Raw genomic sequence first — 13,547 nt, forward strand, 5'->3', positions numbered from 1 at the left:
TTGCTCCGGCGCGGTTCCTTTGCCCCATATAGGAGGCTGGCGAAGACTTCGGCAGAGGGGGCATACAATTTTCGCGCCGCGGCGCTCCCGGCTCTCGGGGCGCCTCTCGGCTCCAGAATTGTCTTTTTCGCGGGCCGCTTGGCAAGCGGGAATTGCCGGACCTGCCAAAAAAAAGATCGAAAGCTGCGGCCATCGCCGCCTAGCGGCCGCAGCCTAAGACCCTGGAAGAGTCGGCCCGACAGCGCTTGCGCCATCGCGCCCGCGCCCCTATAGCTCTCTCTTGTCAGCGGGGCGCAATCTCGCTCCAGCGTTTTGATGTGGCGTGGTTTCTTGCTCCTCGAACGCTTCCGCTCGAGGGACGAGCGCGCGAGGGCAGCTTCCGGGCCGGACGGGTGTGAGCGAAATGAGCGATAAGCCGATCAACCTCGTTAGACTCTCCACACTTGTCGCCGTCGCGATCCTCGTGGGCACCGAGCTCGTTGGCGCATCCTGGGCGGCCGGCTGGGCGCTCGGCGGCCTGTTCCAGCTCGATCCGTTGGTCAGCCGCGCCTTCGAGGTGGTCTTCGCCTTGGCGGGCTTCGTCGGGCTCTATTTTTTCATGCGCACGGCCATCAAGCATGAGCCCATCCGGGGCTGAGGCGGGTCTCGCCTTGTTTTGCCCCCGCTTGATCGGGTCTGCGCCCTTCCCCTGACTGCTAGAGGATCATCGATGGTTGACGCGCCGGATCGCCGCGCCTTTCTCAAAGCTGCCGCGGCGACGGGCGCGGTCGGGGCGGTCGGCGCGTCTCCGGCTTCGGCGCAGTCGCAAGACGAGGGGATCAAATTCGGTCCGGCCGCGCCTTTCTCCTTCGATTTGCTCAAGGAGGAGGCGAAGCGCCTCATTGGCGAGCCCTATCGTCCGCCGGCCTTGCCCGATCCCGAGATCACCAGCAAGATCGACTACGAGGCCTGGGGCAAGATCACCTACAACACGGATCACGCCCTTTACGCCTTCGGCCCCGAGCGTTTCCCGGTCGAATTCTTCCACCTCGGCATGTTCTTCAAGAAGGCCGTGCGCATCCACAAGGTGGAGAAGGGCGAGGCGCGGGAGGTTCTTTACGACCCGGTCTATTTCAACATGCCCGCCGACTCGATCGCCCGCGGCCTTCCGCAGGGCGCGGGTTTCGCGGGCTTCCGCATCCAGGAGGCCAAGGACGGCGAGCTCCCCTGGAAGAAGAACGACTGGGTCGCGTTTCTGGGCGCCTCCTATTTTCGGGCGATCGGCGAGCTGCGCCAATATGGGCTCTCGGCTCGAGGCGTCGCGCTCGACACCTGGGTCGCCAACCGCTCCGAGGAATTCCCCGACTTCACCCATATTTACGTCGGGCCGGAGACCGAGACCGGCGTCGTGCTGCACGCGCTGCTCGAGGGGCCGCACATCGTCGGCGCCTATCGCTTCCTCATGACGCGCGGCAAGGGCGTCGTGATGGACATCGACTGCAAGCTCTATCTGCGCGGCGACTTTGTGCGCTTCGGCGTCGCGCCCCTGACCTCGATGTATTGGTTCTCGGAGACGCGCAAGCCCACGGCCGTCGACTGGCGTCCGGAAGTGCACGATTCCGACGGCCTCTCGATGTGGACGGGAACGGGCGAGCGTCTGTGGCGGCCGCTCAACAATCCCTCGCGCGTGATGGCTTCCGCCTTTGGCGACAATCATCCCAAGGGCTTCGGCTTGATGCAGCGCGACCGCACCTACGATCACTATCAAGACAACGTCTTCTACGATCGGCGTCCGAGCGTCTGGGTCGAGCCCAAGGGCGATTGGGGCAAGGGCGCGATCCATCTCGTCGAGATCCCGACCGACGACGAGATTCACGACAATATCGTCTGCGTCTGGGTGCCGGAAAAGCCCGCCGTCGCCGGCGCTGAGTTCGACCTCTCTTACCGCCTGCACTGGCTCGCCGACGAGCCCTATCCGACGCCGCTCGCCCGCTGCGTCGCGACGCGGCTCGGCAATGGCGGCCAGCCGGGAAAGCCCCGCCCGAAGGGCGTGCGCAAGTTCATGGTCGAGTTTTTGGGCGAGCCCTTGGCGAAACTGCCCTATGGCGTGAAGCCCGAGCCTGTGCTCTGGGCCTCGCGCGGAACATTCTCATACATCTACACCGAGTCCGTGTTCGACAATGTCCCCGGCCATTGGCGCGCGCAATTCGACCTCACCGTCACGGGCGACGAGCCGGTCGAGATGCGGCTCTACCTGAAGAACGGCGACGAGGTGCTGACGGAGAACTGGCTCTATCAGTATCATCCGTTTTAGGCGGCGGATTGCCCCCTCCCGTACCCTCCCCCGCTTCGCGGGAGAGGGCGGCGGCAGACGTTGCGCGAGACCTCTGTGACGCGAGGAGCCAGACTCCTTCTCCCGCGAATAGCGGGGGAGGGCTGGGGAGGGGGCGTTTCGAGGTGATCCCTGCCCCTGGACCAAAACCTTCGCTACACTTCGCCCCATGAGCGCGTCACCGATTCGCATCCTCGGCGTCGATCCGGGCCTTCGCAACACGGGCTGGGGGATCATCGACGCGCAAGGCTCGCGGCTCGTCTTCGTGGCCTCCGGCTGCCTCCGCACCGACACGAACTCGCCGATGGGGGAGCGGCTGCGGCGTTTGCTCGAAGGCTTGGGCGAAGTGATCGCGGCCTTCTCACCCCAGGAGGCGGCGGTCGAGGAGACTTTCGTCAACCGCGATCCGCAATCGGCGCTCAAGCTCGGGCAGGCGCGGGGGATCGCGCTTGCCGCGCCCGCGCTCGCCGGTCTGGCGATCGAGGAATACGCCGCCAATCTCGTCAAGAAGACGGTCGTCGGCAATGGCCACGCCGACAAGGCGCAGGTGGCGATGATGGTGCGCGTGCTCTTGCCGGCGAGCTTCGCCGCGAGCAAGGACGCCGCCGACGCGCTGGCGGTGGCGATTTGTCACGCGCAGCATCGGGAGGCGCTTTCGCGCGCGAGGCGGGCATGATCGGCAAGCTCAAGGGCGTCATCGACAGTTTCGGCGAGGATTTCGTGATCCTCGACGTCAATGGCGTCGGCTATGTCGTGACCTGCTCAAGCCGCACGCTGGCGCATCTGCCGCGCCCGGGCGAGCCCGCGACGCTCGCCATCGAGACGCAGGTGCGAGAGGATTCGATTCGTCTTTTCGGTTTCCTCCAGGAAGCCGAGCGCGACTGGTTTCGGCTCTTGCAGAGCGTGCAGGGTGTGGGCTCCAAGGTGGCGCTCGCCTTGCTCTCGACGCTCTCGGCGGACGCGCTCGCTGCGGCCGTCGCGGGGCAGGACAAGGCGATGGTCGCGCGCGCGCCGGGCGTGGGGCCGAAGCTTGCGGCGCGCATCGTCGCAGAGCTGAAGGACAAGGCGCCGGCGGGCGCCGTCGCCGCTTTCGCAGCTGAGCCCGCGGAAGAAACAAGCGTCGCCTCCGCCGCTCGCGACGCGATCTCGGCCCTCTGCAACCTCGGCTACGGCCGCCCCCAAGCGCAAGCGGCGATAAGCGCCAGCCTCGCCGCGCTCGGCCCCGAGGCGGAAGCCTCGGCGCTGATCCGACGCGGGTTGAAAGAACTCGCGCAATAGTTCTTGAGCGGGCGTCGCGCGCGCTATCTCGTTGTTAACTGCAAGCCCTCGCGAAATCGCGGTCCGATGATATAATCGTGGGGACCGATCGCCGCGACGCCGCAGCACAAGCCGTGATCGCAAGGCGCAGGTCGGGAGGAAATGCGTATGCACAAGAAGATCGCCTCGGGCTCGACGATCGCCGTCGCCGTGGCCGCTTTGCTGATGGCGGGAGCCACGCCCGCCGCGGCGCGCAAGCCTTATCCGGCGAACAAGGCGAAGGCCCCGGAAAGCTCTCAGAAGCACCGCTGCAACGCCAACGGGTGCCCGACCAAGTAACATCGCCTTTCGCCCGACCGAAAGAAGAAGCGCCGGCGGAGCGCGAAGCATCGCCGGGGACGGGCAGACGACGGCAGTTTTACCACTGAAGCGAAGGAGGTCACATGAAACAAGTTTCCCGTACCGGAGCCGCGCTCGCCGTCGCGGCGGTATCTCTGGCGCTCGCCGCACAGGCGACGAACGCTTCCGCGGCCATGAGCGGCAAGGCGGGCAAGGTGCACTGTCTCGGCGTGAATTCATGCAAGGCCAAGTCCGATTGCATGACTCCGAAAAACAGCTGCAAGGGCATGAATGAATGCAAGGGCAAAGGCTGGCTTTTCATGGACTCCGAGGCGGAGTGCACGAAAGGCGGCGGCAAGGTCCTCGACTGATCGTGACAGAAGGGCGGTCCGAGCTCCGGCTTCGGGCCGTTTCTCGATAGGGGGCCGTGCAGGCGCTTTCGCCCCGCGCTCCAGTGTCGAGGAGGAGAAAACCAATGGACTCGCTTCCCCGCCTCGGTTACGGGCTGGGCCTCAGGCCGGCTTATTATGAGGAGATCCTATCGAGCCGGCCTCCGGTCGATTGGTTCGAGATCATCTCCGAAAACTACATGATCCCGGGCGGTCGGCCGCTCGCCATGTTGGAGCGCTTTCGAGCCGATTATCCGATCGTCATGCACGGCGTCTCGATGTCGCTCGCCTCCGTCGATCCGCTCGACATGGATTATCTCGCCGCGTTGAAGCGCCTCGTCGATCGAGTCGAGCCCGCCTGGGTCTCCGATCATCTCGCCTGGACCGGCGTTCACGGCGTCAATCTTCACGATCTGTTGCCAGTGCCGCTCACGCATGAAGCGCTGGATCACGTCGTCGATCGCATCGCGCGCGTTCAGGATTTTCTGGGCCGACGCATTTTGGTCGAGAACGCGTCGACCTATGTTTCCTTCGCGCAATCGGAAATGACCGAGTGGGAGTACCTGGGAGAAATGGCGCGCCGCGCCGACTGTCTCTTGCTTCTCGACGTGAACAACGTCTTCGTCTCGTCCTTCAATCACGGCTTCTCGGCTGAAGATTACATCGACGCCATTCCGGTCGAGCGCGTCGCGCAGTTTCACATGGCTGGACACACCGACAAGGGAAACTACCGGATCGATACGCATGATCATCCGGTCTGTGAGGAGGTTTGGACGCTTTATGCGCGTGCGCGCCGCCGGTTCGGCCCGGTCGCGGCGATGATCGAGCGCGACGACAATTTCCCGCCCTTCTCGGAGCTGCTTGCCGAGCTGCAGCGCATGCGCGAGATCGACGCCGCGATCTCCGGCTCACCCGAGCGGAGCGCCGCATGAAGCTCGCCGAGCTTCAATCCGCCTTTCAATCCGCCGTCCTTTCGGGCGCCGCCAAAGACTCGAAGATGCTCGCGTGCTTGACGAAGCCTGCCGCGAGGGACCGGGCCGCCGGCTTCGGCGTCTATGTGAAGGGCTATCGTCTGCGCGTCGCGGAATATCTCGAAGAGGATTTTCCGGCGCTGAAGAGCCTTCTCGGCGACAAGCGGTTTGACGCCCTGGTTTCCGACTATCTCGCAGCCTCTCCCTCGCGCACGCGCAACGCGCGCTACTTTTCCACGCGCTTGCCGGACTTCATGCAGGAGTCCGACAAGTGGAGGGGGGAGGCGCAAGCCCTTGGCGTCGCGCTGCTGGAGCGCGCGCTGACCGACGCTTTCGATGCGCCCGACGGCGACGCTTGCGCGCTCCAGACGCTCGCGGCCCATGCGCCGCAGGACTGGCCGCGCCTCGTCTTCGCCTTTCATCCGAGCCTGCGTGTCCTCAGACTTCCCGCTGGCGTGGTCGGACTTTACGAGGCCCTTTCTTCCGAAGGAAAGACGCCGCTGCCGGAGGCGCAGGATGGCGAGGAAGCCGCGGCCGTCTGGCGCTCGGGGTTCGACCCGGCGTATCGAGCGCTCGAGACGGACGAATTTTTGGCGCTGAACGAGGCGCTCGCCGGAAAATCCTTTGGCGCCATCTGCCAGCTCGTCGCCTTTCAGCAGGATGAAGCCTCGGCGCCCGAGCGCCTGGCGCAGTTTCTGATCAACTGGTTTTCGGATGGGCTCGTCGTCGCGATCGGCGAAAGCGACGACGCGGAACGCCGCGCCGCGCCTTAGATCGCGCGGCGCTTTGGAACGTCTTTAAGCCTCGAAGACGCCTTCGAGCGCGTAGTGCGAGACCGTCTTGCGGTTCTCGATCAGCGTTTCGATGGTCGGCTCGCCCTTCATCGCGCGTGAGATCGCGAGCTTGGTCGCCTCGTAATTGGTGCGGTAGAGGTCCTTGTGGTCGAGATTCTCGTCCGTCGCACAGCGCGGGTCGAGCCAGACCATGATGATCATGCATAATTCGCCGATTTCGGCCTTGGGCAGAACGCCCTCAGCGACGCAGTCGACGATGGCGTCGCCCGTCGCCGCTTGCACGACGCCGCCGAGCAGCTCGACATAGGCTTCCGACTTCACCGTCATCTTGGTGGTCATCATCGTCGACGGCCGCACCTGCTGATTGAGATCGCGGATCACGAACATGCGCGGATGGCCGGCGACCTGGCCCGCCATGGAGGCGAAGGCGTGGCCCACCGGACCCTTCACATTGCCGATCATGACTTCCGGCATCGCGTCGGTGTATTGCCCATCCGCCGCGAGCACGGTCGCTTCGCCCGTCGCCAGCCAAATTCCGCTCATGGTCTCTCCCTTCCTAGATCACGCTGCGCTCAGGCGGAATCGCCTGAGCGCAGAAAACGTGATCGATTCTAGAAGTTTAGAGCGCGATTTGCGCGAAAAACCGGTTTCCACTTTTTCGCATCGCGCTCTAGCGCTCGGCGCCAGATAGCATTGCCCCCGCGCCCGCGCAAAGGGGCGGCGGATCGCGCCCTGTGCGCTGGCGCACGGCGACGGGGTTAAGACAGTTTTAACCTTCCCAAAATCGAAGAGAGGGAGGAAGACATGCTGATCACCGTTTGCACCCTGGCGACGCTCTCCGCGCTCCTTTTTTGGCTTGGCGCCGCGGCTTGACGCTGTCGTCTCGCCCCTCGAGCGAAATCCTTCGAGCGAAAGAAGCGGCGAGTCCCACAAAAGTTGATGGACTTTTGCGAGATTCGCTTTAGCCCCATCCGCGTCGACGAGGCTTTAACGCACGCGGGGGCAAGACGGATTATGGCGACGGCGGCGATTTGGCTCGGGATCGGGGCCGCCGTGATTGCGGCCTTCTGCCAGACCGCGACGGATATTGGGACGAAGGCTGCGACGCGCGAGGCGGAGGAGAGACTCGTCGTCGCGACGCAATGGTGCGTGGGGGCCGTGATGCTGACGGCGCTTTGCCTCGCGCTGCACCCCGAGCTCCTGCTTCGCCCAATGAGCGCAATGCCCGAGCTGACGCGAGGGAATTTCTGGCCGCTCCTCCTGGGTTCAAGCGTGCTCAATGTGGCGGCCTATTATTTCTTCGTGCGCGCCTATCGGCTTTCCGACGCCTCGCTTGCGGCCCCGCTCCTCCTGATCACGCCGGTTCTCATGCTCGTCACCTCGCCGCTTCTCGTGGGCCAGAGGGTTTCGCCGTTGGGCGCCGCGGGCGTCGTTCTGTCCGTCGCAGGCGGGCTCGTTCTCGCTTCGAGCGAGCCCGGCGCGCGTCCGCGCGCTTCGCTCATGACCTTCGTTCGTGACCCCGGGGTGCGCTCCATGGGCGTCACAGCCGTGATCTACAGCGTGACGGCCAATATCGACAAGCTCGGCATCGAGGCCTCGACGCCGATCTTCTGGATCGCCGCGGTGACCGATGCGATCGCGGCGTCGAGCCTCGTGGTTCTGGTCGCGTCGCGTCCTCGCGCGTTCCGCTTCTCGCAGCTTCGCTATGCTTTCGCGGCCGGCGTGGCGAACGCCGTCGGCAATGCGACGCAGATGTATGCGTTGACGCTGCTCTTCGTGCCCTATGTGATCGCCTTGAAGCGCATGAGCGCGCTCTTCACCGTGATCGTCGGCGGCCTTGCGCTCGGCGAGAATTTTCGCACAAGGCTTCTCGGCGCGGCGATCATGTTCGCGGGCGCCGCGCTCGTCATCCTCGCGCGTCAGTAGGAACAGCGCGCGCCGCGAATCATGCGTCGATCGTCGGCCCGAATATCTCCTCGAAACGTCGGCGCAGCGCCGTATCGACAAGGGTCATTTCGGTGGGCGCGCTGAGCGCCTCAAGGCTCGTCACGCCGAAATGCGCCTCGCGGATCCCGCAAGGCGTGATGCCGGAAAAATGCGTGAGATCCGGCGCGACGTTCAGCGCCAGGCCGTGCGAGCTGACCCAGCGCGAGAGGCGCAGCCCGAGCGCCGCAATCTTGTCCTCGGCCGGCTCGCCGGCAGGACCCCTCGGCTTTTGCGGCCGTTCGACCCAGACCCCGACGCGCCCCTCGCGCGTGAACGCCTCGACGCCGAGATCGGCGAGCGCCGAGATCAGCCAGGATTCGATCGCGAGGACATAGGCCCTTGCGTCGCGGCTGCGGCGCCGCAGATCGAGCATGAGATAGACGATGCGCTGGCCGGGTCCATGATAGGTGAACTGGCCGCCGCGACCCGTGCGAAACACCGGAAAGCGCGCGTCGAGAAGGTCCTGATCCTTGGCCGAGGTTCCCGCCGTGTAGACGGGCGGATGCTCGAGGAGCCAGACGCGCTCGCTCGCTTCCCCCGATTGGATGGCCTCGACGCGCGCCGCCATTTCGGCAAGGGCTCGATCATAAGGAACGAGACCATCCTCCCGCAGCCACTCGACGGGCGCGCCGGGCTCTTGCGGCTTGAAGTCGAGGATTTGGGAACGCTTCGGCATCGAGACTTGGAGGGGTTCCTTCTCCGCGCGGGGGCGGGGCGCTTTGCGCCTCGCGGGATCTCGCGGGCTCGCTCAGATCACCCATTCGACTTCGCCGGCGATTGCGCCGATCTCGCCCAATTCGCTCATTTGCTCGAGGGTCGTCCGATCGAGCACGCCGGCGATCGCCTCGCGCACCTGCAGCATGACCATTCGCACGGGGCAGTGCTTCTCGTCCGAGCAATCGTCGCAGCGCCGGTAGCCGGTCTTGCTCGCGCATTGGATGGGCGCGAGCGGCCCATCGAGCACGCGAATGACCGCGCCGATCGAAATTTCTTTCGCCGGGCGCGCCAGCGCATAGCCGCCGCCCTTGCCCTTTTTGGAATGGACAAAGCCGGCGTTCCTCAAGTCGCCGAGAATCGCGTCGAGAAATTTCTTGGGGATCTGTTCGGCTTCGGCGACGTCGGCGACGAGCGCGGGGCGACCCGGCTCCACCTTTGCTAAACGGACGAGCGCCTTGAGACCGTATTTCGCCTTCTTCGTCAGCACCTTGGTGGCAAGCTCCGGCTGTGCCGCCGACAATGGCGCCGGCTCGAGTCATAGTAGGGGAGGGCCTGACAGCATGGCAAGGCGCGACTATAGATTTCATCAACTTTCGAGCCGGAGGCGTTGCGGGCGCGCCTCGATGATATGCCGGGAAAATGCTAGGAAAGGCTTGGCGCTTTTGAAACCGCTCAGCCTTTGGGGGATCCATGACCGCGAGTCTGCTGTGGAAAGGATTCAAAGGTCTCTGCTACCTGGCGCTGGCCGTGAACGTCGGGGCCTTTGCGGCCGCTGCGGCGCTTGAGGCGAGCGGCCTATGTTCCGCGATCAACGAGGGTTACGCCGACTGTGGAACGCCTGTTCTGAGCCAAATCGCTTACACGGTGGGGATGATCCCCGTGATAAGCATTTTCACGCTCGTCCCGTTTCTTCTGGCGATCCTTGGGGTCGTCTTTCTCGTCGGCGAGATGATTCGAGGAATATTTCGGCGTCGCGGGCCGGAAAAGCTCGGCTGAGGGCTGAGCGCGCGTAGTTCCACGCGATCGGGACGCGCTCTAGCGCGCTTCCCGCTCGAACGGAATCGTTCGAGCGATAAGGAACCGCGCCAAATCAAAAGTTTGGAGCATGTCCCGGGAAACCGCTTCGCACTTTTCCGGGACATGCTCTAATGGAAATCCCGCGCGCGCGGCGTTGCGGCCTTGGCCCGCTCGATGAGGCGCAGCGCGGGAGAGATGTCCTCGACCTTGCGCGCGATAAGATGCAGCACGCCGGCTTCCTCTTGCGCCTCGCCATGCACGGCGACGAGCCGCGCACCCAAAACCTCGGCGCGCTGACGCTCGAAAATCTTGGGCCAGACGATGACATTGGCCGAGCCCGTCTCGTCCTCGATCGTCATGAAGATCGTGCCCTTCGCCGTGCCCGGGCGCTGGCGCATCAGCACGAGGCCCGCGACTGTGAGTCGCGGGCGCAGCGGGCCTTTCACGCGCAAGAATTCGGCGCAGGAGACGATGCCCTTCTCTGCGAGACCCTTGCGCAAAAAGGCGACCGGATGGCCTTTGAGCGAGTGTGACAGCGCGCGGTAATCCTCCATCACCGCCTCGCCGGGCGGCATCGGCGGCAATTGCGCATCGGGCTCGACCGGCGCGAAGGCTAAATCGCGAAGAAGCGGCAGATCGTCCTTGTCGCCGACTCGGTTCAATCCGGCGACCGCCCAGAGCGCCTCGCGGCGCGTGAGGCCGAGGCTTGAAAAAGCGTCGGCGGCGGCGAGCTTTTCCAATACGGCGGGAGGAAGTCCCGTGCGCAGCCACAAATCGCGCACCGAGTCGTAGCCCGCGCCGCGCCGCGCGACGAGGAGCCGCATGTCTTCTTCCGCCAAGCCCTTCGCCTCGCGAAGGCCGAGCCGGATCGCGCGGCCGCCGTGAATGTCGGCGGCCATCTCAGCGTGGCGCGCATGGATGCGACCCGTTTCTTGCGTTTCTTCCAGCGTGCAGTCCCAATCGGAGGCGTTCACGTCGACCTCGCGCAGGACGACGCCGTGATCCTCGGCGTCGCGCATGATTTGCGCCGGCGCGTAGAAGCCCATGGGCTGCGCGTTCAAAAGCGCGCAGGCGAAGACGTCCGGATAGCGGCATTTGAGCCAGGCCGAGGCGTAGACGAGCAGCGCGAAGGAGGCCGCGTGGCTTTCCGGAAAACCATAGGTGCCGAAGCCCTCGATCTGCGCGAAGCAGCGGCTTGCGAATTCCGCCTCATAGCCGCGCGCGACCATCCCTGAGATCATCTTGTCGCGAAACCGGCTCACGAGCCCCGCGCGCTTGAAGGTCGCCATGGCGCGTCGCAGCTCGTCGGCCTCCTGCGGCGAGAAGCCCGCGGCGACGATCGCGATCTTCATCGCCTGCTCCTGAAAGAGCGGCACGCCGAGCGTCTTGCCGAGCACCGCCTCGAGCTCGGGAGAGGGATATTGGATCGTCTCCTTGCCCATGCGCCGGCGCAGGAAGGGATGCACCATGTCGCCCTGGATCGGCCCGGGCCGCACGATCGCCACCTCGATGACGAGATCGTAGAAGCATTGCGGCTTCAGGCGCGGCAGCATCGACATTTGCGCGCGGCTCTCGATCTGGAACACGCCGACGGAATCGGCGCGCGAGAGCATCGCGTAAACGCGCTCATCCTCCGCAGGGATCGACGAAAGGCGATAGGCGATCCCATAATGGGCGGCCAGGAGATCGAGCCCCTTGCGCAGACAGGTCAGCATGCCGAGCGCCAGCACGTCGATCTTGAGGAGGCCCAGCGCGTCGAGATCGTCCTTGTCCCAAAGGATCGTCGTGCGCCCCTCCATTGCGGCGGGCGCGACGGGCACGACCTCGTCGAGCCGTCCGCGCGTGATGACGAAGCCGCCCGAATGCTGCGTCAGATGGCGCGGAAAGCCTGCGATCTCCTCGGCGAGCGAGAGCGCCAGCGCGAAGCGTGGCTCGGTGACGTCGAGTCCCATGCGCGCCATGTCGGCGCGGCGCTGCTCCGCGCTGGAGCCGCCGCGCGAAAGCGCCGAGAGCCTTCCCAAAAGATCGCTCGACAGGCCGAAGACCTTGCCGATCTCGCGCATCGCCGAGCGCGAGCGATAGGTTGTGACCGCAGCGGCGAGCCCGGAGCGCTCGCGCCCGAAACGCCGGTAGATATATTGGATCACTTCCTCGCGCCGCTCATGCTCGAAATCGACGTCGATGTCGGGCGGCTCGTTGCGCGCCGCCGAGACGAAGCGCTCGAAGAGGAGATCGTGCTTCGTCGGATCGACCTCGGTGACGCCCAGACAAAAGCACACGGCGCTGTTTGCCGCCGAGCCGCGCCCCTGCGCGAGAATGCCCTCGCGCTTCGCAAAGCGCATGATGTCGTGCACGGTGAGAAAATAGGCGGCGTAATTGAGCTCGCCGATGAGCTTCAGCTCGTGCTCGAGCAACGTCTCGACGTTCTTCGGAATCCCCTGCGGATAGCGGTTTCTCGCGCCCTCGTAAGCGAAGGCTTCGAGCGCCTGCTGCTCGCTCTCGAAACCTTCGCAGAGCTCCGACGGATATTCATAGGCGAGGTCTGAGAGCCTGAAGGCGAGGCCTTCGAGGAAACGCGCGCTTTCGTCCACAGCCCAAGGCGCGAGCGCAAAGAGGCGCGTCATCTCCTGCGCGCTCTTCAAATGCCGCTCGGCGTTGGCGGAGAGGAGAGAACCCGCTTCCTCCAAGGTCACGCCTTCGCGGATGCAGGCGAGCGCGTCGGCGAGGGGGCGGCGCTCCGGCGTGTGATAATGCGCGTCGTTCACCGCGACGAGCGGCAGGTCGAGCTTTTTTGCTTGCGCGATGCGCCGCTGGAGCCCTGCGCGCATGTCCGGGCCATAGAGCGCGGTGGCGCCGAGCCAGAGCCTTCCCGCGAAAGCCTCGCGCAACGCGGATGGGGGCGGCTTGTCGCCGAGCGCGACGATCTGCTGGCCTTCGCCGAATTCGAGGAGATCGTCGAGAAAGAGCCGGCACTCGCCTTTCGGCGGACGGGCGCGAGGGTCTTCGTCGAGGAAGCTTTGGCCCTCTCCCCAGCCCTCCCCCGCTATCGCGGGAGAGGGAGCTTGACTTCGCGTGTCATCAAGACTTGGCGAAACGTCTGCCGCCCCCTCTCCCGCGATAGCGGGGGAGGGAGGGGGCTCGCGTGATGGACGGCAAAAGCCCCTCGTCAGCAGCCGGCAGAGGCGCCCGTAGGCGGCGCGGTCTTGCGGGTAGCAGAGAAGCTCCGGCGTCTTGTCGGCGAAGACGAGCCTCGCGCCGACCGCGAGGCGGAAGCGCTCGGGCGGAATCTTATGCGCCTTGAGGAAGGAGAAGGCGCGCACGACGCCGGCGAGCGAATTGCGGTCGGCGATTCCAATGCCGACATGCTCGAGCGCTAACGCCTGCGCGACGAATTCCTCCGGATGCGAGGCGCCGCGCAGAAAGGAGAAATTCGTCGTCGTCGCAAGCTCGGCGTAGCGGGGAAGGGCGGAGATCACGGCGCGCTCCGGCGCTGATGTTTTTGGAGTGTTTGTATTTTGTTCTTGTTTTGAGCCCGGAGTCAAGGCGGGGAGCTTAGGTTGTGAAAACCATGCGTGCGCGGACATGCCCCAAGCTTTTGATTTGGAGCTTAGTCCTTTTCGAGCGCGCGATCGGGACGCGCTTTAGAGCCAAGTAACGCTAGAGCCAACTGATGATGCTGGGTTCGACCCCAGCTTTCGCCGCGGCGCATTGCGCCCGCTCGATGCGCGCTCTCGCTCTTCTTTCCGATCGAGATAGACCGTCCTCG

General features: G+C 65.0%; 14 protein-coding genes. 10 read left to right on the forward strand and 4 right to left on the reverse strand.

The features are described 5' to 3' along the window. The first annotated feature begins 403 nt into the window (after positions 1 to 403). The 8 genes from QMG80_RS10595 to QMG80_RS10630 all read left to right on the forward strand — a co-directional run bounded on the left by QMG80_RS10595 (position 404) and on the right by QMG80_RS10630 (position 6,040). Positions 404 to 637: a hypothetical protein gene (locus QMG80_RS10595; RefSeq protein ID WP_085772798.1), complete on the forward strand. Its 234-nt coding sequence runs from the start codon at positions 404 to 406 to the stop codon at positions 635 to 637. Positions 638 to 709: 72 nt separating this feature from the next. Next, a complete protein-coding gene (locus QMG80_RS10600) occupies positions 710 to 2,293 on the forward strand; it encodes an OpgD/OpgG family glucan biosynthesis protein (protein WP_085772799.1) in 1,584 nt (527 codons plus the stop codon). A gap of 187 nt (positions 2,294 to 2,480) precedes the next feature. Continuing rightward, a complete protein-coding gene (ruvC, locus tag QMG80_RS10605; RefSeq protein WP_085772800.1) occupies positions 2,481 to 2,987 on the forward strand; it encodes a crossover junction endodeoxyribonuclease RuvC in 507 nt (168 codons plus the stop codon). Then, positions 2,984 to 3,589, forward strand: coding sequence for a Holliday junction branch migration protein RuvA (gene ruvA / locus QMG80_RS10610; protein WP_085772801.1), 606 nt, complete (start codon positions 2,984 to 2,986; stop codon positions 3,587 to 3,589). The genes ruvC and ruvA overlap by 4 nt, the downstream gene beginning before the upstream one ends. 147 nt (positions 3,590 to 3,736) lie before the next feature. Then, on the forward strand, positions 3,737 to 3,907 hold the full coding sequence (locus tag QMG80_RS10615; protein ID WP_158658845.1) for a hypothetical protein: 171 nt from the start codon (positions 3,737 to 3,739) through the stop codon (positions 3,905 to 3,907). A gap of 104 nt (positions 3,908 to 4,011) precedes the next feature. Next, on the forward strand, positions 4,012 to 4,278 hold the full coding sequence (gene bufA2, locus QMG80_RS10620) for a BufA2 family periplasmic bufferin-type metallophore (protein ID WP_085772802.1): 267 nt from the start codon (positions 4,012 to 4,014) through the stop codon (positions 4,276 to 4,278). Between the two features lie 104 nt (positions 4,279 to 4,382). Continuing rightward, positions 4,383 to 5,228 (forward strand): MNIO family bufferin maturase, encoded by an 846-nt coding sequence (bufB, locus tag QMG80_RS10625; RefSeq protein ID WP_085772803.1) that lies wholly within the window; start codon positions 4,383 to 4,385, stop codon positions 5,226 to 5,228. Beyond that, a complete protein-coding gene (locus QMG80_RS10630; RefSeq protein WP_085772804.1) occupies positions 5,225 to 6,040 on the forward strand; it encodes an HvfC/BufC N-terminal domain-containing protein in 816 nt (271 codons plus the stop codon). The genes bufB and QMG80_RS10630 overlap by 4 nt, the downstream gene beginning before the upstream one ends. A gap of 24 nt (positions 6,041 to 6,064) precedes the next feature. Here QMG80_RS10630 and QMG80_RS10635 read toward each other — a convergent pair whose 3' ends face one another. Beyond that, complete coding sequence (locus QMG80_RS10635; protein ID WP_085772805.1) at positions 6,065 to 6,604, reverse strand: formaldehyde-activating enzyme; 540 nt, start codon at positions 6,602 to 6,604, stop codon at positions 6,065 to 6,067. A 471-nt stretch (positions 6,605 to 7,075) separates the two neighbouring features. Between QMG80_RS10635 and QMG80_RS10640 the strand changes: the two genes are divergently transcribed. Beyond that, positions 7,076 to 7,987 carry a DMT family transporter gene (locus QMG80_RS10640; RefSeq protein ID WP_085773813.1) on the forward strand — a complete coding sequence of 304 codons (912 nt, stop codon included), beginning with the start codon at positions 7,076 to 7,078 and terminating at the stop codon, positions 7,985 to 7,987. 19 nt (positions 7,988 to 8,006) lie between these two features. Here the strand turns inward: QMG80_RS10640 and lipB are convergent, their stop codons facing one another. Both lipB and QMG80_RS10650 read right to left on the reverse strand, forming a co-directional pair. Then, positions 8,007 to 8,723 (reverse strand): lipoyl(octanoyl) transferase LipB, encoded by a 717-nt coding sequence (gene lipB / locus QMG80_RS10645; protein ID WP_085772806.1) that lies wholly within the window; start codon positions 8,721 to 8,723, stop codon positions 8,007 to 8,009. Positions 8,724 to 8,795: 72 nt separating this feature from the next. Continuing rightward, entirely contained in the window at positions 8,796 to 9,251 is a 456-nt protein-coding gene (locus QMG80_RS10650; protein ID WP_085773814.1) for an RrF2 family transcriptional regulator, read from the reverse strand. Positions 9,252 to 9,454: 203 nt separating this feature from the next. On the opposite strand from QMG80_RS10650, the gene QMG80_RS10655 reads away from it, so the two are divergent. Further along, positions 9,455 to 9,760: a hypothetical protein gene (locus QMG80_RS10655; protein ID WP_085772807.1), complete on the forward strand. Its 306-nt coding sequence runs from the start codon at positions 9,455 to 9,457 to the stop codon at positions 9,758 to 9,760. A 149-nt stretch (positions 9,761 to 9,909) separates the two neighbouring features. Here the strand turns inward: QMG80_RS10655 and QMG80_RS10660 are convergent, their stop codons facing one another. Further along, the gene (locus QMG80_RS10660; protein ID WP_245299968.1) at positions 9,910 to 13,257 is read right to left on the reverse strand and encodes an error-prone DNA polymerase; all 3,348 of its coding nucleotides are present in this window, start codon (positions 13,255 to 13,257) and stop codon (positions 9,910 to 9,912) included. Positions 13,258 to 13,547 lie beyond the last annotated feature (290 nt).

Origin of the sequence: Methylocystis bryophila, from assembly GCF_027925445.1 — a bacterium.
In the GTDB taxonomy this organism is placed as follows: domain Bacteria; phylum Pseudomonadota; class Alphaproteobacteria; order Rhizobiales; family Beijerinckiaceae; genus Methylocystis; species Methylocystis bryophila.

Excerpts from the sequence above, each read along its gene's own strand:
- ruvA (WP_085772801.1), top strand. The coding sequence starts at position 2,984 with ATGATCGGCAAGCTCAAGGGCGTCATCGACAGTTTCGGCGAGGATTTC.
- QMG80_RS10595 (WP_085772798.1), top strand. The coding sequence starts at position 404 with ATGAGCGATAAGCCGATCAACCTCGTTAGACTCTCCACACTTGTCGCC.
- QMG80_RS10600 (WP_085772799.1), top strand. The coding sequence starts at position 710 with ATGGTTGACGCGCCGGATCGCCGCGCCTTTCTCAAAGCTGCCGCGGCG.
- ruvC (WP_085772800.1), top strand. The coding sequence starts at position 2,481 with ATGAGCGCGTCACCGATTCGCATCCTCGGCGTCGATCCGGGCCTTCGC.
- bufA2 (WP_085772802.1), top strand. The coding sequence starts at position 4,012 with ATGAAACAAGTTTCCCGTACCGGAGCCGCGCTCGCCGTCGCGGCGGTA.
- QMG80_RS10635 (WP_085772805.1), bottom strand. The coding sequence starts at position 6,604 with ATGAGCGGAATTTGGCTGGCGACGGGCGAAGCGACCGTGCTCGCGGCG.
- lipB (WP_085772806.1), bottom strand. The coding sequence starts at position 8,723 with ATGCCGAAGCGTTCCCAAATCCTCGACTTCAAGCCGCAAGAGCCCGGC.
- bufB (WP_085772803.1), top strand. The coding sequence starts at position 4,383 with ATGGACTCGCTTCCCCGCCTCGGTTACGGGCTGGGCCTCAGGCCGGCT.
- QMG80_RS10615 (WP_158658845.1), top strand. The coding sequence starts at position 3,737 with ATGCACAAGAAGATCGCCTCGGGCTCGACGATCGCCGTCGCCGTGGCC.
- QMG80_RS10630 (WP_085772804.1), top strand. The coding sequence starts at position 5,225 with ATGAAGCTCGCCGAGCTTCAATCCGCCTTTCAATCCGCCGTCCTTTCG.
- QMG80_RS10640 (WP_085773813.1), top strand. The coding sequence starts at position 7,076 with ATGGCGACGGCGGCGATTTGGCTCGGGATCGGGGCCGCCGTGATTGCG.
- QMG80_RS10655 (WP_085772807.1), top strand. The coding sequence starts at position 9,455 with ATGACCGCGAGTCTGCTGTGGAAAGGATTCAAAGGTCTCTGCTACCTG.